This window comes from Streptomyces sp. NBC_00986 (genome assembly GCF_045162565.1).
GTDB lineage: Bacteria > Actinomycetota > Actinomycetes > Streptomycetales > Streptomycetaceae > Streptomyces.
The window spans coordinates 8,419,161-8,437,357 of the sequence record NZ_CP108733.1 but is presented as its reverse complement, the minus strand read 5'-3'; the positions used below and the strand labels follow the sequence as shown (position 1 = coordinate 8,437,357).

General features: G+C 70.4%; 21 protein-coding genes and 2 pseudogenes. 14 read left to right on the top strand and 9 right to left on the bottom strand.

Going from position 1 to position 18,197, the window contains the following annotated elements:
* The first annotated feature begins 19 nt into the window (after positions 1 to 19).
* From OG504_RS37770 to OG504_RS37755, 4 genes are all read left to right on the top strand, one after another.
* Positions 20 to 541, top strand: coding sequence for a DUF4240 domain-containing protein (locus OG504_RS37770; protein WP_405996540.1), 522 nt, complete (start codon positions 20 to 22; stop codon positions 539 to 541).
* A gap of 83 nt (positions 542 to 624) precedes the next feature.
* Positions 625 to 1,152: a carboxymuconolactone decarboxylase family protein gene (locus tag OG504_RS37765; protein ID WP_405993825.1), complete on the top strand. Its 528-nt coding sequence runs from the start codon at positions 625 to 627 to the stop codon at positions 1,150 to 1,152.
* Between the two features lie 197 nt (positions 1,153 to 1,349).
* On the top strand, positions 1,350 to 2,018 hold the full coding sequence (locus OG504_RS37760) for a DUF4232 domain-containing protein (protein ID WP_405993824.1): 669 nt from the start codon (positions 1,350 to 1,352) through the stop codon (positions 2,016 to 2,018).
* Positions 2,019 to 2,101: 83 nt separating this feature from the next.
* Positions 2,102 to 2,581 carry a hypothetical protein gene (locus OG504_RS37755; protein ID WP_405993823.1) on the top strand — a complete coding sequence of 160 codons (480 nt, stop codon included), beginning with the start codon at positions 2,102 to 2,104 and terminating at the stop codon, positions 2,579 to 2,581.
* A 13-nt stretch (positions 2,582 to 2,594) separates the two neighbouring features.
* Here OG504_RS37755 and OG504_RS37750 read toward each other — a convergent pair whose 3' ends face one another.
* The 4 genes from OG504_RS37750 to OG504_RS37735 form a co-directional block, all read right to left on the bottom strand.
* On the bottom strand, positions 2,595 to 2,825 hold the full coding sequence (locus OG504_RS37750) for a hypothetical protein (RefSeq protein WP_019065394.1): 231 nt from the start codon (positions 2,823 to 2,825) through the stop codon (positions 2,595 to 2,597).
* A 103-nt stretch (positions 2,826 to 2,928) separates the two neighbouring features.
* Positions 2,929 to 3,789, bottom strand: coding sequence for a hypothetical protein (locus OG504_RS37745; protein ID WP_405993822.1), 861 nt, complete (start codon positions 3,787 to 3,789; stop codon positions 2,929 to 2,931).
* Positions 3,790 to 4,063: 274 nt separating this feature from the next.
* Positions 4,064 to 4,315 (bottom strand): DUF397 domain-containing protein, encoded by a 252-nt coding sequence (locus tag OG504_RS37740; protein WP_405993821.1) that lies wholly within the window; start codon positions 4,313 to 4,315, stop codon positions 4,064 to 4,066.
* Entirely contained in the window at positions 4,312 to 5,094 is a 783-nt protein-coding gene (locus OG504_RS37735) for a helix-turn-helix transcriptional regulator (RefSeq protein ID WP_405993820.1), read from the bottom strand. The genes OG504_RS37740 and OG504_RS37735 overlap by 4 nt, the downstream gene beginning before the upstream one ends.
* A gap of 105 nt (positions 5,095 to 5,199) precedes the next feature.
* Here OG504_RS37735 and OG504_RS37730 point away from each other — a divergent pair, with 105 nt between their 5' ends.
* Together OG504_RS37730 and OG504_RS37725 are read left to right on the top strand one after the other, a co-directional pair.
* Entirely contained in the window at positions 5,200 to 5,616 is a 417-nt protein-coding gene (locus OG504_RS37730; RefSeq protein WP_405993819.1) for an ATP-binding protein, read from the top strand.
* 55 nt (positions 5,617 to 5,671) lie between these two features.
* Complete coding sequence (locus OG504_RS37725; protein WP_405993818.1) at positions 5,672 to 6,802, top strand: lipid II:glycine glycyltransferase FemX; 1,131 nt, start codon at positions 5,672 to 5,674, stop codon at positions 6,800 to 6,802.
* Between the two features lie 20 nt (positions 6,803 to 6,822).
* On the opposite strand, the pseudogene OG504_RS37720 reads toward OG504_RS37725, so the two are convergent.
* Both OG504_RS37720 and OG504_RS37715 read right to left on the bottom strand, forming a co-directional pair.
* Positions 6,823 to 6,969, bottom strand: a pseudogene (locus OG504_RS37720) (cobyrinic acid a,c-diamide synthase); the annotation flags it as partial.
* Entirely contained in the window at positions 6,944 to 7,759 is an 816-nt protein-coding gene (locus OG504_RS37715) for a peptidoglycan recognition protein (protein ID WP_405993817.1), read from the bottom strand. The gene OG504_RS37715 and the pseudogene OG504_RS37720, both read right to left, overlap by 26 nt.
* 193 nt (positions 7,760 to 7,952) lie before the next feature.
* On the opposite strand from OG504_RS37715, the gene OG504_RS37710 reads away from it, so the two are divergent.
* Positions 7,953 to 9,137, top strand: a complete 1,185-nt coding sequence (locus tag OG504_RS37710) for a MarP family serine protease (RefSeq protein WP_405993816.1) — start codon at positions 7,953 to 7,955, stop codon at positions 9,135 to 9,137.
* A 9-nt stretch (positions 9,138 to 9,146) separates the two neighbouring features.
* On the opposite strand, the gene OG504_RS37705 is transcribed toward OG504_RS37710, so the two are convergent.
* Positions 9,147 to 9,635 carry a GNAT family N-acetyltransferase gene (locus tag OG504_RS37705; protein ID WP_405993815.1) on the bottom strand — a complete coding sequence of 163 codons (489 nt, stop codon included), beginning with the start codon at positions 9,633 to 9,635 and terminating at the stop codon, positions 9,147 to 9,149.
* Positions 9,636 to 9,708: 73 nt separating this feature from the next.
* Between OG504_RS37705 and OG504_RS37700 the strand changes: the two genes are divergently transcribed.
* From OG504_RS37700 to OG504_RS37690, 3 genes and pseudogenes are all read left to right on the top strand, one after another.
* Positions 9,709 to 10,605 carry a TIGR01777 family oxidoreductase gene (locus tag OG504_RS37700; RefSeq protein ID WP_405993814.1) on the top strand — a complete coding sequence of 299 codons (897 nt, stop codon included), beginning with the start codon at positions 9,709 to 9,711 and terminating at the stop codon, positions 10,603 to 10,605.
* A 201-nt stretch (positions 10,606 to 10,806) separates the two neighbouring features.
* Positions 10,807 to 11,179, top strand: a pseudogene (locus tag OG504_RS37695) (FAD-dependent oxidoreductase); the annotation flags it as partial.
* Between the two features lie 176 nt (positions 11,180 to 11,355).
* Positions 11,356 to 12,609, top strand: coding sequence for an FAD-dependent oxidoreductase (locus OG504_RS37690; RefSeq protein WP_405996539.1), 1,254 nt, complete (start codon positions 11,356 to 11,358; stop codon positions 12,607 to 12,609).
* A gap of 88 nt (positions 12,610 to 12,697) precedes the next feature.
* Here OG504_RS37690 and OG504_RS37685 read toward each other — a convergent pair whose 3' ends face one another.
* Positions 12,698 to 14,137, bottom strand: coding sequence for a regulator (locus tag OG504_RS37685; RefSeq protein WP_405993813.1), 1,440 nt, complete (start codon positions 14,135 to 14,137; stop codon positions 12,698 to 12,700).
* 284 nt (positions 14,138 to 14,421) lie between these two features.
* On the opposite strand from OG504_RS37685, the gene lipB reads away from it, so the two are divergent.
* From lipB to OG504_RS37665, 4 genes are all read left to right on the top strand, one after another.
* Positions 14,422 to 15,219: a lipoyl(octanoyl) transferase LipB gene (gene lipB / locus OG504_RS37680; protein WP_405993812.1), complete on the top strand. Its 798-nt coding sequence runs from the start codon at positions 14,422 to 14,424 to the stop codon at positions 15,217 to 15,219.
* 105 nt (positions 15,220 to 15,324) lie between these two features.
* Positions 15,325 to 16,290, top strand: coding sequence for a lipoyl synthase (gene lipA, locus OG504_RS37675; RefSeq protein WP_393753238.1), 966 nt, complete (start codon positions 15,325 to 15,327; stop codon positions 16,288 to 16,290).
* 262 nt (positions 16,291 to 16,552) lie between these two features.
* Positions 16,553 to 16,753 carry a hypothetical protein gene (locus OG504_RS37670; RefSeq protein ID WP_328683793.1) on the top strand — a complete coding sequence of 67 codons (201 nt, stop codon included), beginning with the start codon at positions 16,553 to 16,555 and terminating at the stop codon, positions 16,751 to 16,753.
* A gap of 75 nt (positions 16,754 to 16,828) precedes the next feature.
* The gene (locus tag OG504_RS37665; protein WP_405993811.1) at positions 16,829 to 17,533 is read left to right on the top strand and encodes a DUF4191 domain-containing protein; all 705 of its coding nucleotides are present in this window, start codon (positions 16,829 to 16,831) and stop codon (positions 17,531 to 17,533) included.
* Positions 17,534 to 17,704: 171 nt separating this feature from the next.
* Here the strand turns inward: OG504_RS37665 and OG504_RS37660 are convergent, their stop codons facing one another.
* Positions 17,705 to 18,172 carry a hypothetical protein gene (locus OG504_RS37660; RefSeq protein WP_405993810.1) on the bottom strand — a complete coding sequence of 156 codons (468 nt, stop codon included), beginning with the start codon at positions 18,170 to 18,172 and terminating at the stop codon, positions 17,705 to 17,707.
* Positions 18,173 to 18,197: the final 25 nt, after the last annotated feature.

The window sequence follows — 18,197 nt, the reverse complement described above, 5'->3', positions numbered from 1 at the left end:
GCCCGATGCTTGACCCGTGATGGACGAGACGGAGTTCTGGGAGTTGGTGGACGCCACCCGCGAGGCCGCCGAGGGCGACCCCGAGGAGCAGGCCGACCTGCTCGTCGACCGGCTTCTGCTGTTGGACCCGGAGCTGGTCCTGGACTTCGCCCGGCATTTCGAGGCCCGTTACAACCGCGCGTACACGTGGGACCTGTGGGGTGCCGCGTGGGTGCTGCTCGACGGCGCGAGCGACGACGCGTTCGACTTCTTCCGGTGCTGGCTGATCGGTCAGGGCCGTGAGGTGTACGAGAGTGCCGTGCACGACCCCGACTCGCTGGCCGAGCTCATCGACGACTTCGACGACGAGATCGACGGCGACGGTGAGGAACTGGGGTACGCGGCGGACGAGGCGTACGAGCAGTTGACCGGTGCCGTCGCCCCCGACCTGGGGATTCCACCGGCGCCGGCCGAGCCGCTCGGGGCTCCGCTCAACCTGGAGAACGAGGCCGTGCTCGCGGAACGTTTCCCGAAACTGCGGGAGAGGTTCCGGCAGGATTGAGGGGGGGTACGGCGAGGAGTGCCCACCCCTCGACCGAGTCGATGGGCTCGATCGACCGGATCCCGGATCCCAGTGAGGTCACCGTGGCTCGAATACCGTACCCGGAGCGTTCCGCCGAGGCCGTGGACGCGCTTCCCACTCCGTTGAACGCGTTCCGCATGTTCTCCCACGCCCCGGATCTGACGGGTCCGGCGATCGACCTGGGCATGGGCGTGCTGGGGTCGTCGATACCGGTGCGGTTGCGCGAGCTGGTGGTGATGTCGGTGGCGGCGCGCACGGACTGCGCCTACGGGCTCGTCCAGCACCGCCCGATCGCGCTCCACGCGGGGGTCACCGCCGACCAGTTGGCGGCGGTCGTCGAACTCCGGCCCGAGGAGGGCGAGTTCGACGACGTCGAGTCGGCGCTGCTGACGGCGACGGAGGAGCTGATGACCCGACACACGCTCACGGACGGCACGTTGGGCACACTCCGCAAGCATCTGACTGACCGTCAAGTGGTCGAGCTGATCACGACGGTCGGGTACTACACGATGCTGGCCGGTCTCCTGAACGGGCTGGGCGTGGACATCGATCCGGCGGGCGAGCAGTACCTGGGGCTTGGCCGTCGTTAGGACGTGTCCCGCTTCCCCTATTTCATCCGTTTCCCCCGCTCTCCCGTAACGGCGTGTCGACTCACCTGTCACAGGGGCGTCTTGATGCAACCCCGCCCGCAACGCCCGCCCGGCTACGGATCTCCTATGAAGCGACAGCACCAACACCCGCTCCGCGCCGGCGAGTTGGGTAACGACACCGCTTCCCAGGAGCACCGATGCGCGTCAAGAAGATGTCCGCCCTCGCTCTCGTCGTCGCCGCTGCCGGTCTCTCGCTCAGTGCGTGCAACGGCAGCGACGGATCGAGCGCTTCCGCCAACACCAGCGCGTCCAGCACCGCGAGCGGCTCCACCGGCGGCCAGGGCTCGACCTCGGGTTCCTCCTCGTCCGGCTCCTCGTCCGGCTCCTCCAGCGGCTCCGGCAAGGGCAGCGAGCCCACTACTCAGCCGCAGGCCGCGACGTCGGTCTCCAGGTGCAAGGCCGACAACCTCGCGTTCAGCGCCTCCGCCACGGGGGTCAAGGACCAGATAGTCGTCAACCTGAAGAACAACGGTGCCGGCAAGTGCAGCATGCACGGCTTCCCGGGCGTTCAGCTCATCGGCCCCGACGGCCTGGGCGACACCGGGCCCGACGCCGCTCGCACCGACGTCTCGGGGTCCACCGTCACCATCGGGTCCGGCGAGGAGACACGCTTCCTGCTGCACTTCATCCCGGACACCAGCGGCTCCGGCAAGACCTACACCCGGCTCTCCGTCACCCCGCCCGACGAGAAGGTATCGGAGATCGTGAATCTCAACGATCTGGCCTTCACCATCTCCGCCTCCAGCGGCAACGCGCCCGACGTCTACGTCGACCCGGTCGGCTACCACGTCGGCTACGGCAAGTGAGCCCAGCAGCGTCCTGAGTCGCTCAACGATCCCTGCCACCTGCGCCCGGCGGTTCGCCGCCCGCAGTCACTCCCGGAGTGGTCATGTTCCCGATCGTCCGCCCGCGTTCGATGTTCCTGCTCGGTGCCGCCGGCATCGTCGTGCTGACCGCCACGTTGGTCGGCACCCTGTTGCTGGTCGGCAAGGACGCCGAGGGCACGGAACTCAACGACCCGGATCCGCAAGCCGTCAGCGAGGTCGCCGTCTGCTCGGACGTGAAGGCCCACGCGTGGCTCACGATGAACGTCGGGACCGTCGCCAAGCCCGACAACAAGAACGTCGACTACGACATCGCCGCCACCGGCCACGACCACGACCCGTTCGGCATCACCGCGGCCAAGGGCTGCGAGAGCGCCTTCGGAGCCTTCGGAACCCGAGCGGAGTTCAAGACCCCTGGCCTGAACAAGGGCCGCCCGTTCTATGTGACGACCCCGGCCGACCGCCAACACGTCCTGGTCCTCCGCCTCACCCAGCACGCGGACGGCACGGTCACCAGCACCCAGAAGCTGGTCACCGCCCGCTGACGGCCACAGCTCCCTACGCGGCGGTACGGCGGCGGGTCGAGTCCGTCGAGATGTAGGCCTGTGTCTGGTCGGCGCGTACCGCGTGGTGCATCGGGGCCGCGTTGGCCTGGTCGAGTGCGGAGGCCGTGACGGCGGCCGGGCCGAGGATCACGGTCGCGACCGCGCAGACCACCGCCCAGGGGCCGCGGGCGGACTTGGCCCAACCGGCCGACTTCTCCGTGGTGTTGGTGTGACTGCTGTTCATTTTCCCCACCTCCAGTCAGTGCGTGTGCATGACGATAGGGAGCTTGCCTCGGGGGACTCGGTGAGTTGCCTGCGAGAAACCTGTGAGGGTGCGGCGGCCGTGGTCAGGCGCGTAGGGCCGCCCGTACGAGGGCGATCCCGTTGAACGACACCGGAGTCGGACCCGCTGTCGAAGGCGTCGTCGGGACCAGTCCCGCACAGCTGCGGCAGATGCCCGTACGCACACCTCGCGGCAACGGGTCGCGGCACTCGCCACACTCCGCCAGGGTCTCAACTGGCTTGCGTGGAGCGGTAGTTGCTGCCGGAGTCCTGGCTTCCAGGCGGTACTGGACGAGGGCGGCCGGGGAGCGCACGGGGTGGGGCAGGTCGGCGGTGAGGGCCTGGTACAGGTCGGCCTCCGTCGCACCGCTCGCCTGCCAGCGGGCGACGAGGGGCGCGAGCCGTTCGATCTCACCGGCGCCGAGGCGGAGGGCCGGGGTACGGTCGCCGAGGCGGGCAAGGAAGTTCGCGGCGCCGGTCTCCAACTCGCCTGACGGCACGGGCTGGTTGGGGGTGTTTTCCTCGGTGTTCTCGCCCAAGGGGTATGCGCCGAGGGCCTGGTCGGTCCCGCCCCCGACCGGCGGGTCCTGGTCACTCGGACCGAACGCGGCGGTGATCTCCTCTGGTGTCGTCAACGCCACGTTGGACACGAGGACTTGGGTGGTCCACTGGCCGGTCTCGGGGTTCTGGCTGCGCCGGGTGTGGAGGTAGCCCTCTTCTTCCAGTTGCCGCCGGGCCTTGCGGACGGCGAGGCGGCCTTCCGGCATCTTTTCGCCGATGGACTGGACGGTCTCTCTCGAACCCTCGGGGAGGGAGAGCGCCCACTGGAGGAGTCGAACGGCGGTCCCGTTGAGGCGGGGGTGCCGGATGATCTCGTTGGGGGTCTGGGAGAAGAAACGGGCAGGCGGGATAGCATGCTTCAGCATCGCGGTGGACTCCAGATTCCACTCGTCGGTGTAGGCCCTCAGATTGGTGTTGGCGCACCGCTGAGGGCCGCTCCGTGTAGGCACACGGAGGGTGAGAACGTGACTACTGTAGCGCCGACTTTGCGGCCAAGTTTACGAAACTCGACCATTCGTCCAGCGAGAACGCCCCTTGCCGGATCCCGCCAGAGGGGACCCTTCCCGCGAAAGTGTGACAGTTCGGCGCAGAGTGTCACACTTCTGTGGGGTACCTCCTGGGGGTGGGGGGGGCCGCGGGCTACGCCCCGGCGGCGAAGCCCACGAACGCCGTCCACTCACCCAGCGGAAACGCCAGCGTGGAACCGGACTTGGCCTTCGAGTCACGGATGTGGACCGTGGGTTGGGCTGGTTCCAGGGCTACTTCGAGGCAATCGCCGCCGGCATCACCGCTGTGGGATGGCTTCCGCCACTCCAGGGCGGCTTCGAGGCATTGCCCACCGGCATCCCCGCTGTAGCTGGACTTGAACCACTTCAGATCTGCGGTGCTCATAGCTCGCCCACCAACCCCTCGATCAGCTTCGCGGACTCCCCGGGCGGGAGCGCCTGAGACCGGATCATGCCAAACCGCTGGAACATCGCGCTGACTTCTTCGCGATCTTCGATCACCAGACCCCCTGCCTGGCCTTCAACGTAGCCGACCCATTCCCGCCTGGGAGTCTCCAGCAGCGTCCATGCACCGTTGAACCCTGCGTGCGCCTCGATGTCCGTCGGCATCACCTGAATCGAGATGTTCCGCTTCTCACCGAGGTCCAGCAACCGCTCCAACTGCCCCTTGAGAACCGCCCGTCCACCAACCGGCCGCCTCAACACCCACTCCTCGATGACCATCGCCAGCGACACAGGCGGCACGCGCGTGAGGATCGCCTGCCGCGCCAGTCGGGATCGCACCCGGTGCTCGATCTCCTCGTCGTCCAGCATTGGGACACGCGCGCTGAGCACGGCCCGCGCGTACTCCTCGGTCTGCACTAGCCCCATGATCACGTGGGTGTCGTAGGACCAGAGACTGACCGCCTCCGCCTCCCGCTCCACATAGTCGTCGAACCACGACGGATACCGCCGCCGCTCCAGATGCTCCGCCGCCGCATCGATCGCAACCCGCGCGTGCAGGAACTCCCCTGCCTTCGCGATGAATTGCAGGCTCGGCATCCGCTCGCCGCGCTCGACCATCGCCACCTGCGACGCCGAGTACCCCACATGCGCCCCGAACTGCTCCCGCGTACTCCCTTGCGCTTCCCGCAGCGCACGCGACACCGCGCCGAACATCTTCATGCTCGACGACCCCTCGACACCGTCCTGCACAGCCAACCCCCTTGCCCGCACACTCCCTTGTGTGCCTCCGAAAGTCCTGTTCAGGCTAGCCACATATCACCCACCGTGAGGGCATGCACACGCAATCGCCCCCTGAAGTGGTGCTCCAACTCCTCGCGGAACCAGAGGGGTTCGCCGCCGCACGCCAAGCCGTCCGGGAGCAGCTCACCACCTGGGGGTATCCCCGAACTCGCCGACGACGCGACGCTCTGCGTCACCGAGATGCTGGCCAACGTCCACCGCCACGTGAAGTCCCCGGAGTGCGAACTCCACCTCCGCGTACTCCCGGAAGGCGGGGTTCGGGTGGCCGTCGCCGACCGTTCGCCCGAAGTCCCCGTCTGGTACACCGAACCCGACTGGGATACGGAGAGCGGACGGGGGATTTTCCTGATCGCGTCCGTGGCCGGCCAGTGGGGTGTCACGCCCAGGCAGGGCCGACGCGGCAAGCAGGTGTGGGCGGAGTTCACAGCCGTGAAGTCTTGACCCGCCCGGTGAGCCCCGGCTTACGGTGGCCGCCGCCGAACAGGAGCCCGCGCCCATGACCAGCCCGTACGTGAAGGGGATCACCCGCGAGGAACACCTCGCGCATCTCCGGCTGCACCCGGACGCGAGCCATCTCCAGATCCCCGAGTGGGCGGACGTGAAGCCCGACTGGACGGCGGAGAGCGTCGGTTGGTTCGAGGGGGAGGCGCTGGTCGCCGTAGCGCTCGTGCTGTACCGGGCGTTCCCCGGCACCGGGCGCTGTCTCGCCTACCTCCCCGACGGCCCCGCGATCGACTGGCACAGCCAGCGCCCGGAACGGTATCTGGACCCCCTGATCGCGCACCTGGAGAAGGAGGGCGCGTTCTCGGTCCGCATCGGCCCGCCGCTCGTCGTCCGGCACTGGGACGCGGCCACCGTCGCGGCGGGCGTCGCCGACCCCTCCGTACGACATCTGCGCGACCTGCCGACGGACGGCATCGACGGCTACGCACTGGACGCGGCGGAACGGCTCAGGCGCCTCGGGTGGCGCCGGTGCAAGGAGGAGGACGGCAGCGGATTCGGCCTCGGCCAGCCGCGCTACGGCTGCCAAATCCCCCTGACCGGGCGGTCGGTGAACGAGCTGCGTGCCGCCCTCTCCCCCCACTGGTTGCAGTCGCTGCAGACGGCGGAAGCCGGCGGCGTCGGAGTCTTCTGGGGCTCGGAGGACGACCTGCCCGCGTTCCACCGCCTGTACCGCGCCACGGCGGAACGCGACGGCTTCAAGCCCCGCCCCCTGGACTACTTCCGCCGCATGTGGCAGGCGCTGAACGCCGTGGAGTCCGACCGCATACGCATCTACCTCGCCGAGTACGACGACGAGGTCCTCTCCTCCGCCCTGATGATCAGCACCGGCCCCCGCGCCTGGCACTCCTACCCCGCGTCCGGCCGCCGAGGCCGCGAACTCCGCCCCAGCAGCCTCCTGTTGTGGCGCATGCTCTGCGAGGCCCTCGACTCCGGCGCGGACACGTACGACCTCCGCTCCATCACCCCGTCCTTGGTAGCCGAGGACCGCCTCGTCGGGCGTCTCCTCTTCAAGACAGGCGCGGGCGGCCGAGCAGTGGAGTACATGGGCGAATGGGAACGCCCGGTAGGAACCCAAGGCAAGGTCCTGCAACGGGCGTTGAGCGTCTATCTAGCCCGCAGGTAGAAGGGGCGGGCGCAGCCCCGCCCTTTAGGGGCGCGGGGAACTGCGCGACCAGCCCCCACGCACCCGCACCCGACATCCGACCGAGCGGGGGCCGGGGGCGCAGCCCCCGGGGATGGGACGGGTAGGGGCGGCGGGGGCGATTCAACGCCCTTGCAACCGCGCCGCCACCTCACGAACCTCCGGGAGACGTGCCAGGAGTGCAGCCCCGGGACAGCTCGTCATATAGCCGTCCTTGTGCCCCGCCAACGCAGGCAGCACCGCCGTCGTACCGCTGGCATACCGACTGAGGCTGTTACTGGACACCAGCCGCGACTTCGCACGCGGGTCCACATCCGCAAGCCCCAACTTCCACGCAGCCAACGCGGCAATCGCATCGGTCATCACCTTCGGCACCGCCATCCCCGCAGTGAACGTCCCGATCGCCGCGATCCCCGCGGTCCGGTGATTGAACCCCTGCGTGTGCGCCCCCGTGACGGCCCGGTCGACACCCCCCGCCCGCCCCTCGTAGATCGTCCCGCAGTGATCGACGAGGAAGTTGTACCCGATGTCGTCCCAGTCCCGGACCCCGGTCTGCCCGGCGTACAGGTACCGGATGATGCGGGGCGCGTCCGCGCAGTCGTACCCGTTCGGCGAGTCCGTGTGATGGACGAAGACGGCGACGACCTTGTCGTCGTAGCGCGGCGGCGGCTGCGCGTGCCGGGAGAGCGCGTCCAGCCAGGCCGAGCGCGGCACGATGTGCGGCTTGGGCGCGGTGTGCCCGACGGCGGCGGGCCGGGCCGCGACGGGTGGCCGTACGGCGGCGGTCGTGGCCCTGCGCCCGATGCCGTTCGCGCACAGGGCCAGCACCAGGACGGCGGCGAGACCGGGCAGGCAGGCCAGCAGAACGACCGCCGTGCGGGGTATTCGTACCCGCGGCCGTCGTCTTCGTGCACCCGGCGTTCTTCTCAGGACACGCATGGTCACACTCTCGGCCGGAAACACTCAGTCCGCGATGTGTGCTGTGCCACCCGGTGGAACCATCGTCCTGGTCCGGCACGTTTCTGGGGGTACACGCACGCGTGGTGGGTTGGGTTCACGGCGGCCACGCGCGCGTAACTGATCAGTGGGCCCGTTCCTCGCGTACTAAGGGTTCCGAGAGAAAGGCGGCTCCGTGGACCTGCTCGACCTGCTGTTGTTGCTGGTGATCCTCGCCTACGCGGCGTCCGGATACCGGCGCGGCCTCGTCGCCGGATGTGTGTCGCTCGCCGGGTTCGTCGGCGGTGCGGTCATCGGCGTGTGGGTGCTGCCGTGGGTGATGGACCTGGTGACTCCGGGGACGACGACGGCGACGGTGACCGCCGTGCTCACGGTGCTGACCCCGGCGGTGGTCGGGCACGAACTGGCGGGGCGGCTCGCGCTGAAGCTGCGCAAGGAGCTGGACCAGGGACCGCTGCGGGTGGCCGACGGTATCGGCGGGGCCGCGGCGAACTCGGTGGCGGTGATGATCGTCGCGTGGGTGGCCGCGAGCGTGCTGGGCGCGTCCTCGTCGGCGACGGTCACGACGGCGATCCAGGACTCGAAGCTGCTGGGCAGCGTGCAGAAGCTGATGCCGGACACGACCCCGACGTGGTTCTCGCGGGCCACCTCCGCGCTCACCGAGGCGGGCTTCCCGCAGGTCTTCAACCCGTTCGAGAACGAGTCGACGGCCGAGGTCGCCAAGCCCACCGGCGACAGCGTCACGGCCGCCGCGACGAACGCCTCCAAGCGGAGCACCGTCAAGATCGAGGGCTCCTCGGGCACCCAGGGCCGCGAGGGCAGCGGCTTCGTGTTCGCCCCGCAGCACGTGATGACCAACGCGCACGTGGTGGCCGGCATCGACGACCCGACCGTCCGCGTCGGCGGGGTCGGACGGTCGTACGAGGCACGGGTGGTCCTCTTCGACCCGCAGAAGGACGTCGCCGTGCTGTACGTGCCGGGGCTGTCCGCGCCCGTGCTGAGCTTCGACGACAGCGCGGCCCGCGGCGACTCGGCCGTCGTCGCCGGCTATCCCCAGGACGGCGACCTGAACCTCCAGGCCGCGACCGTCGCCAACCGCGTGAACGCGACCGGCCAGAACATCTACAACGACGGCACGGTCACCCGCGAGATCTACTCGATCCGCTCCACGGTCCGCCCCGGCAACTCCGGCGGCCCCCTCCTGACCACCGGCGGCAAGGTCTACGGCGTCGTCTTCGCCCGCTCCACCTCGGACAACGAGACGGGGTACGTGCTCACGGCCGACGAGGTCTCCGGGGACGCGCAACGGGCGGCGACCGCGACGGCCCAGGTGGACACGGGCGACCTGGTCACCTCGTAGGCACACAGGTCACAGCGCGCGGCCCATGAGGACGTCGTCGACGTACTCCCCGTCGAGCAGGAACTCCTCGGGCAGTACGCCCTCGACGGCGAAGCCCTCGGCCTCGTAGAGCTTCCGGGCCGGGGTGTTGTGCCCGAGCACGCGGAGGGTGATCCGCCGGGCGCCCTGCCGCCGGGCCTCGGTCATGGCGGCCCGGATCAGCGCCCGGCCGACCCCGTGTCCCCGCGCCTCCCCGGAGACGGCGAGCCCCTGGATCTGCCGGACGTGCGCGTTGCAGGCGAGCGAGGTGGCGGGAACCAGCCGGATGTAGCCGACGATCCGGCGGTCGAGTTCGGCGACCAGGTGCTCGCCGGGTGCGTGCCGCTCGTCGAAGAAGGGGCGGTACGGCGGCTGCGGCCGGGGCGTGACCGCGTGCAGGTTGGACCAGGTGGCGCGGTCCAGCGCGCCGAGTTCCTCGTCGTCGTCGGGCAGGGCTGTGCGTATGTTCGGCTCGGACATGTGGGCCAGGGTACGGCGGGCGCGGCGCGGTCCTCATGGGGGTTTTATGGATCAACGAGGCAGGATGGGCGCCATGGAACGCTCGCGAATCGCGGTGACCGGCGCCTCCGGTCTCATCGGCAGCGCACTGGTCCGGTCCCTGACCGCGGACGGGCACGAGGTGGTGCGCCTGGTGCGGCGCGGCGCCCGGGGCGCGGACGAGGTGTGCTGGGACCCCGAGGGCCAGTACGTGGACGCGGCCGGGCTCGACGGGTGCGACGCCGTGGTCAACCTCGCCGGTGCGGGGGTCGGCGACCACCGCTGGACGGACGCCTACAAGAAGCAGGTCCGCGACAGTCGCGTCCTCGGCACGGCGGCCCTCGCGGAGGCCGTGGCCGCGCTGGACCGGCCGCCGCGGGTGTGGGTGAACGGCAGCGCGATCGGCTTCTACGGAGAGACCGGCGACCGTGCCGTGGACGAATCGGCGCCTCCTGGGGACGGCTTTCTGCCCTCGCTGTGCGTGGAGTGGGAGGAGGCCACGGCACCCGTGCAGGAAGCGGGCGTACGGACCGTGTTCGCGCGGACCGGGCTGGTCGTCGCGCGTGAGGGCGGGGCGTGGGCCAAGCTGTTCCCCCTCTACAAGGCGGGACTCGGGGGACGGTTCGGGAACGGGCGGCAGTACTGGTCGTTCGTCGCGCTGCACGACGAGGTGGCGGCGATCCGGCATCTCATCGACACGGACGGCCTGTCAGGCCCCTTCAACCTCACCGCGCCCAACCCGCTGACGAACCGTGAGATCTCGGCGGCGATGGGGCGTGTGATGCGCCGCCCGTCCCTCTTCACGGTGCCTGCGCCCGCGCTGAAGCTGGTGCTCGGCGAGATGTCGGGGGATGTGCTGGGGAGTCAACGGGTGCTGCCGAAGCGGCTGTTGGAGTCGGGGTTCACGTTCGCGTTCCCGGAGATCGAGGGGGCGATCCGGGCGGCGCTGTGAGCGTCCGAGACCCCGGGGGCGCCTGGTGGTGCCCGATGATGACGCTCGGCGACCGTATGCGACCGCCGTGCGACCGTGCCCTGCGTATGCGCGACTGCCCTTGACCGATCACGGCCCTAACCTCGACCCGAACTCGGGTATCCCTGGAGGCTGTTGGGGGCATGACGACTCCACCGGCCGCTCAACGTCGAGGAGGGGCACGTGCTTGAGCCCGCGTACCAGGCGGACGTCGTCGTCGTGGGAGCCGGGGTCGCCGGACTCGCCGCGGCGCATCGGCTGATCAGCGCAGGAGTAACGACCGCAGTCCTGGAGGCCGCCCCTTACGTGGGGGGCCGTATGTCGACCGAGAAGGTCGACGGGTTCCGGCTCGACCGGATCGGGCAGTTCCTGTCCACCTCGTACCCCGAACTACGCCTGACCCCGGGCCTCGACGCCCTGGTGCTGCGCCCCTTCGCCCCGGGGGTCCTCCTCCACAGCGACGGCCGCCACCACCACGCGGGCACCCCGGCGCCCGGAGGGAGCGCGCGGGGCGCATTCCACGCGGTACGCGCCCTGGCGAGCGCCCCTCGGGTGGGGGCGGTACGGAAGGGCCCCCTGTGGGGCGGGCCGGTGACGCGGGGGCGGGCCGGCTTCTCATGGGGCGGGCCGGTGGCAAGGGGACGCGGGGGCGTCTCCTGGGCCGCGGCGGCGCCCGGGAGCGGGGTGGCGGGCGCCGCGGGGAGGGCAGACGCTTCAGGCCGCGGCGCGACACTGGCAACGCCCTCAGGGGACACGGCCATCCCCGGGGACCGCACGGGAACCGCCGAAGGTGGTCCGGTTCCCAAGGACCGGACCGCGGCCCGGGGCGGCCTGACGGGCGCGTCCTGGGGCGCGTTCAGGGATTGGACGGGCGCGTCCTGGGGCGGTCCGGCGCCAAGGAACCGCGCGGGTACCTCCCGGGGCGGCCCGCCCCCCAAAGACCGGACAGGCTCCTCCTGGGGCGGCCCCACGCTCAAAGACCGGGCCGCGGTCGCCCCGGGTTCCTCGTCCGTGCCCAGGTCCCGCTCCGGTGCACCACTTGGCAGCCCCGTCGACCAGGCCCGGCTCGGCACCGCGCTGACACGCCTCGCGGGCACGCCTGTCGAACGCCTCCTGTCCCGGCCCGAGTTGGCGGCCGGGCAGGCGCTCGCGGCACGCGGAGTACCGGCACGCACCATCGACGGGTTCCTGCGCCCCCTCCTCGCCGCGCTGCTGTGCGACCCGGAGTTGACGACCTCCAGCCGGTGCGCCGACCTCGCGCTGCGGGCCTTCGCGGGTGGGCGGCTGTGCCTGCCGGAGGGGGGCGCGGAGATGCTGCCCGAGGTGCTCGCCGCCGCGCTGCCGCCGGGCACCGTGCACACCGGCGTGCGCGTGACGGCCGTGTCGACGACGTCGGTGACCACCGCCGAGCACGGCGAGATCCGCTGCCGCGCGGTCCTCGTCGCGACGGACGCGCGCGCGGCGGCCGAACTCCTGCCCGGCCTGCGCGTGCCGGACTTCCACCCGGTGACGGTCGTCCACCACACGACCGACGACCCGCCCACGACCGGCGCCGCCCTCCTCCTGGACTCCGACCGAGGCGGCCCGGTAGCCCACACGGCGATCATCAGCGAGGTCGACCCGAGCCGAGCACCGGCCGGCCGGGCCCTCGTCTCCTCAACGGTCCTCGGCCCTCCCCCACCGGACGTCGAGACCGCCGTACGCATGCATCTGTCCCGCCTCTACGGCACCTCGACCACCCGCTGGGAGACCCTCGCCGTCCACCACACCCCCACGGCCGTCCCCGTCATGCGCCCACCACACGATCTACGGCGCCCCGTACGCCTGTTGGCCGGCCTGTACGTGTGCGGCGACCACCGGGACACGAGCACGGTGCAGGGTGCCCTGCACTCGGGCCGCAGGGCATCGTCGGCGATCCTGGCGGACCTGGGCGCGGCGACCTCGATGCACCGGGCAGACCCGATCCCGACAACACAGGCCGCCTGAGGCGCCCTGAAGGGGCGCGGGGAACTGCGCGACCAGCCACGACGGAGCCGCGCAGTCCCACTCACAGCCACCCTCACGGCGAAGGGGCTCACCCGAACGCGGCGACCTTGTCGCGATACCCCCGCACCGGCGCCGCGTCCTTGTACGGCTCAAGCCGCCGCTCGAAGTCCCGCACATACTCGACCGCCCGAACCGACCGCATCTCCACGGCCTGCCCCGCCGCCTCAGCCCCCAACGCACAAGCCTGGTCGAGCTCACCGAGCCCGAGCCGGGCGGAGGCAAGAACAACCCGGCAGAACAACCGACTTCGGGCAAACGCAGGCGCCCGCAACTGCAGCGAACGTTCCGCATGTTGGGCAGCCGCGCGGAACTGCTGCAGATCCCGATGCGCGTGCCCGAACTCGTCGGCGAGCTGCGCCTCGTCGAAGAACCGCGCCCAGTAAGGCACTTCATCCCCGACGCGCGCCGTCTCGAGCGCGCGCTCGGCCCGCACGAGCGCCGAGGTGCACGCCCGCACCTCCCCCAGCACCCCGTGCGCCCGCGCCTCCACGGAGTGCAGCAACGACTGCACGACGGGCGGCGCACTGGTCCCGACCCCCTGCTGCGCCACCCGCGCGAGCTGCACGGCCTCGCGCCCGTGCCCGAGATAGACGGCCTGCCGGCTCATGGTCATGAGCACGTACGAGCCGTAGGCCCGGTCCCCCGCCGCCTGCGAGAGCCGCAGCGCCTGCACGAAGTACCGCTGCGCGAGCCCGTGCGCGGCGATGTCGTACGAGGTCCAGCCCGCGAGCCGGGTGAGGTCGGCCGCCGCGGCGAACAGGCGTCGGCCGGTCTGCTCGCCGTAGGTGCCGCGGAGCATCGGCTCGGTCTCGTGCTCGAGGTAGCGCACGAGGGCCTGGCGGGCGTGGCCGCCGCCGTAGGCGTTGTCGAGGGTGCGGAAGAGTTCGCCGACCGAGCGGAGCGCGGAGATGTCGCCGCCGGTGACCTTCTGGCCGGGCCCGCGATCGGCGGCCTGGCCGCGCTGGCGGGGTACGGCGGGGCGGCCCTGCGGGGGCACGCGGTTGGCGGGTTCGGCGCGGCCGACCCGGTCGTCGGCGCGGCCGATCAGCCAGTCCCGGCTGGGCACCACGAGTCCGGCCGGGGTGAAGGCGATCTTGCGGAGCTCGGCGTGGCTGCCGGAGTCCTTGCGCCACAGCCCGCTGACGATGTCGACGGCCTCCTCGGGGGTCGCGGCGAACTCGAGCCCGGCGTACACCGGCGCGCAGGCGTCGAGCCCGAGGTCCTGGGCGGTGAGCCGGCGGCCGAGCCGGCGGGTGAAGACCTCGGCGATGAGGGCGGGCGTGGTGCCTCTGGGCTGCTGGCCGCGCAGCCACCGGGTGACGGATGTCTTGTCGTATCTGAGATCGAGTCCGTGCTCCAGACCGAGCTGGTCCACGCGACGGGCGAGACCTGCGTTGGAGAACCCCGCTTCTGCGATGAGCGCGGCGAGCTGACGGTTGGGAGTGCGCTGCGCGGGTCGTTCCGTCATCTGCGGTGCGGTCTCCTGCCTTTCGGGCCCCAGCAGAGGCCGATGCGGCCACTGCCTGCCCGGATTGCCTGTGAGCAGCCCTTTTGGCCTCGTGAACGGCGCGAATGTAGCGGAGCGTAAGCATCCCGTCGCACATTCCGACGTGCATTCATCCGATCGTGTGAGGATTGGTCGTAGGGCTGACGGTCCCGACCGCCCGGAGCGCTGTCAGCGGTCGGTCGTACAGTGGCGTAGGCATGTTTCGTGCCTTACGACTCATAGGTGCTGCTGAGGAGGCGCTTGCCGTGGGTGAGTTGCGGTTCGTCCGGTTGGGCTTCGGCGCGGACGCCGTCGAGTACCAGGAGGCGTGGGACGAGCAGCGCCGGGTGCACGCGGCCCGCTTCGCGGACGAGGTCCCCGACACCGTGCTGCTGCTGGAGCACCCGCCGGTCTACACGGCGGGCCGCCGCACGCAGGACAGCGAGCGCCCGCTGGACGGCACCCCGGTCATCGACGTCGACCGCGGCGGCAAGATCACCTGGCACGGCCCGGGCCAGCTCGTCGGCTACCCGATCCAGAAGCTGCCCCGCCCGGTGGACGTCGTCGCCCACGTACGACGCCTGGAGGAGGCGCTGATCCGCGTGTGCGCGGAGTTCGGCGTCGAGACCAGCCGGGTCGAGGGGCGCAGCGGGGTCTGGATCCTCGGCGACCCGGTCGACCAACGTCCCTCGATCGGCGGCCTGTCGCTCGACTTCGACCCCCGTCTGCACGACGAGGAGTTCGACCCGCGGATGAACGGCCCGGAGTACGCGCCGTCGAACGCCGGCCAGCGCCGCGAGGACCGCAAGATCGCCGCGATCGGCATCCGCGTGGCCAAGGGCGTCACGATGCACGGCTTCGCGCTGAACGTGAACCCGGACAACAGGTGGTTCGACCGCATCATCCCGTGCGGGATCCGCGACGCGGGCGTCGCCTCACTGGCCGCCGAGTTGGGCCGGGACGTGACGATCGACGAGGTGCTGCCGGTGGTGGAACGGCACCTGAAGGACGTACTGGAGCACGCGGATCCGAAGCCCCGGGAGATCGAGAAGGCGACCGCCTGACCCGGGAATGTGACTTACCGCTCTGAGGTTGGCCTCAACGCGGGGGCCGCAAATCACGGGCGTACCCTGGTGTACGCCGAAGAATCGAAGCTACAGGGAGCCGATGTGTCCGCAGTCACCCCAGACGGACGCAAGATGCTGCGCCTGGAGGTCCGGAACGCCCAGACCCCCATCGAGCGCAAGCCCGAGTGGATCAAGACCCGGGCGAAAATGGGTCCCGAGTACACGAAGATGCAGGCGCTCGTGAAGAGCGAGGGCCTGCACACGGTCTGCCAGGAAGCCGGCTGCCCCAACATCTACGAGTGCTGGGAGGACCGCGAGGCGACCTTCCTCATCGGCGGCGACCAGTGCACGCGGCGTTGCGACTTCTGCCAGATCGACACCGGCAAGCCCGAGGCCCTGGACCGCGACGAACCGCGCCGGGTCGGCGAGTCCGTCGTCACGATGGACCTGAACTACGCCACGATCACCGGCGTCGCCCGCGACGACCTGGAGGACGGCGGCGCCTGGCTGTACGCGGAGACGGTCCGCCAGATCCACGAGCAGACGTCCTCCCGCGAGGCCGGCCGCACCAAGGTCGAACTGCTCGCCCCCGACTTCAACGCGGTCCCGGAGCAGCTCGCCGAGGTCTTCTCGTCCCGCCCCGAGGTCTTCGCGCACAACGTCGAGACGGTCCCCCGCATCTTCAAGCGCATCCGCCCCGGCTTCCGCTACGACCGCTCGCTCAAGGTCATCACCGAGGCCCGCGACTACGGTCTGGTCACGAAGTCGAACCTGATCCTCGGCATGGGCGAGACCCGCGAGGAGGTCAGCGAGGCGCTGCGCCAACTGCACGAGGCGGGCTGCGAGTTGGTCACCATCACGCAGTACCTGCGGCCCTCCGTACGGCACCACCCCGTGGAGCGCTGGGTGAAGCCGCACGAGTTCGTGGAGCTGAAGGAGGAGGCCGACCAGATCGGTTTCTCCGGCGTCATGTCCGGCCCGCTGGTGCGCTCGTCGTACCGCGCCGGACGCCTCTACCAGATGGCGATCGAGAAGCGTGGCGCGTACGTGGCCTCGCAGGCGGTGTGATCCCAACTCACCCCAGCCCGCCCCGGGTTGTGTGAATTCGCGCACAAGCAGCTACTTGCCGGTAACAGTCATTGTCGACGCGGCCCTGACAGTCCTCCCAGATGAGGGCGTCCATCAGGGCCGCGTCAGCGTTTCGGCCCACCGCATCAAGGCTTCATTGGCGTTTGACCGGTCGGTCACGCCCTGGTAACACCAAACAGTGACAATGGATTTACAGCACGTAGACCCATACCCAGAGCCGTTCCGAGGGGGGACCTCCACGATGCAGGCCGCGCCCGTCCGTGCCACCGCCATCCCGTCCGTCACCGACGCGCTGCGCGCGGTGGAGTCGCTGCTGCTGAGCAGCGGCCAGCGGACCGCCCGTCGCAACGCGTGGACCTCCGTCCTGGAGGACCGCCGCCGCGCCAAGGACCGGGTCGAGGCACAGCTCGTCCTGGAGCAGTCCCTCACCGCGCACTCCTGACTCCCCACGCTCCGAATCCCCACCCTGTGGGCACCGCCGTCGTCGGCGCTCCCGCGGGCACGTAGACTTCCTGGCATGGCGAGGAAGGACACGACAGCGGAAAACGCTGCGAACCCCGGGCGACTCAAGCAGATCGCTCTGACGTACAAGATGACGCGCAAGGCCGACAAGACGATCGGTCTTGTACTCGCGGCTGTCGGAATTGCCACCTTCGGTGTCTTCCTCGCGATCGGCTTCTTGCTCGGTCACCCCATTTATCTCGGCATTCTCGGCCTCCTGCTCGCCTTCCTCGCGTCGGCGATCGTCTTCGGACGCCGGGCCGAGCGGGCGGCCTTCGGGCAGATGGAGGGCCAGCCGGGCGCGGCTGCGGCGGTACTGGACAACATCGGCCGGGGCTGGACGACGACTCCGGCGGTGGCGATGAACCGCAGCCAGGACGTGGTGCACCGCGCGGTCGGCAAGGCCGGCATCGTGCTGGTCGCCGAGGGCAACCCGAACCGGGTGAAGTCCCTCCTGGCCGCCGAGAAGAAGAAGATGAACCGCATCGTCGCGGACGTCCCGGTGCACGACGTGATGGTCGGCACGGGCGAGGGCCAGATCCCGCTGAAGAAGGTCCGCACGACGATGCTGAAGCTCCCGCGAGTCCTGACCGGCCCGCAGGTGACAGCCACGAACGACCGCCTCCGCGCGATGGGCGACCTGATGAGCAACATGCCGTTGCCCAAGGGCCCGATGCCGAAGGGCATGAAGCTCCCCAAGGGCGGCGGCAAGGCCCGCTGACACCCCCGCATTTCGACTCCTACGACGTTGGGGGCGCCCGGATCACTCCGGGCGCCCCCAACGTCGTAGGACCGCTCCTGCCCGCATACATACACAGTGGGGCCGGGTGCCCTCGGAAGGACAGGACGCCCGGCCTACTCGATGCCGCCCGCCTGCCGGCAAGCCGTGGTTCTAACCGAGCCGTCCCGCAGGCGCGGCCGCATCTCCGTGCCACTTCTTGTGCACCCACAGCCGCTCCCCGGCCAACTCGGTCTGCGCCCAGGTGCCGGACAGGGTCCCGATCGCCGTGTCCCGCGGCAGCCGTGCGATGACCTTGGTCGGCTTCACTCCGCCGAACCGGCCGTACTCCAGCACCACGACACTCCGGTCGGTCGCGAGCACCACCCGCCGCGTCGTCAACGCCGCGGCGACCACGGCCCCGATCAGTGCGCCGAGCACACCCCCGAGCGCCCCGACCCCACCCGACGCCCCCGCGGCAACGGCCACTGCCCGAACCCCGATCAGCCCCACCAGAGGAAACCCGACCTGCGCCCAGGGATTGATCCCACCCTGTGCCAGCAGAACCCGCTCGACACGTTCACCGGGCTCCAGGAGCCCTTGCGAACGCTCGACAACGCTGGTCGATATCTTCGGCGCCACGATTTTCCATCCCACCAATCAGAAT

Excerpts from the sequence above, each read along its gene's own strand:
- OG504_RS37770 (WP_405996540.1), top strand. The coding sequence starts at position 20 with ATGGACGAGACGGAGTTCTGGGAGTTGGTGGACGCCACCCGCGAGGCC.
- OG504_RS37760 (WP_405993824.1), top strand. The coding sequence starts at position 1,350 with ATGCGCGTCAAGAAGATGTCCGCCCTCGCTCTCGTCGTCGCCGCTGCC.
- OG504_RS37755 (WP_405993823.1), top strand. The coding sequence starts at position 2,102 with ATGTTCCCGATCGTCCGCCCGCGTTCGATGTTCCTGCTCGGTGCCGCC.
- OG504_RS37750 (WP_019065394.1), bottom strand. The coding sequence starts at position 2,825 with ATGAACAGCAGTCACACCAACACCACGGAGAAGTCGGCCGGTTGGGCC.
- OG504_RS37745 (WP_405993822.1), bottom strand. The coding sequence starts at position 3,789 with ATGCTGAAGCATGCTATCCCGCCTGCCCGTTTCTTCTCCCAGACCCCC.
- OG504_RS37740 (WP_405993821.1), bottom strand. The coding sequence starts at position 4,315 with ATGAGCACCGCAGATCTGAAGTGGTTCAAGTCCAGCTACAGCGGGGAT.
- OG504_RS37735 (WP_405993820.1), bottom strand. The coding sequence starts at position 5,094 with ATGAAGATGTTCGGCGCGGTGTCGCGTGCGCTGCGGGAAGCGCAAGGG.
- OG504_RS37725 (WP_405993818.1), top strand. The coding sequence starts at position 5,672 with ATGACCAGCCCGTACGTGAAGGGGATCACCCGCGAGGAACACCTCGCG.
- OG504_RS37715 (WP_405993817.1), bottom strand. The coding sequence starts at position 7,759 with ATGCGTGTCCTGAGAAGAACGCCGGGTGCACGAAGACGACGGCCGCGG.
- OG504_RS37705 (WP_405993815.1), bottom strand. The coding sequence starts at position 9,635 with ATGTCCGAGCCGAACATACGCACAGCCCTGCCCGACGACGACGAGGAA.
- OG504_RS37700 (WP_405993814.1), top strand. The coding sequence starts at position 9,709 with ATGGAACGCTCGCGAATCGCGGTGACCGGCGCCTCCGGTCTCATCGGC.
- OG504_RS37685 (WP_405993813.1), bottom strand. The coding sequence starts at position 14,137 with ATGACGGAACGACCCGCGCAGCGCACTCCCAACCGTCAGCTCGCCGCG.
- OG504_RS37670 (WP_328683793.1), top strand. The coding sequence starts at position 16,553 with ATGCAGGCCGCGCCCGTCCGTGCCACCGCCATCCCGTCCGTCACCGAC.
- OG504_RS37665 (WP_405993811.1), top strand. The coding sequence starts at position 16,829 with ATGGCGAGGAAGGACACGACAGCGGAAAACGCTGCGAACCCCGGGCGA.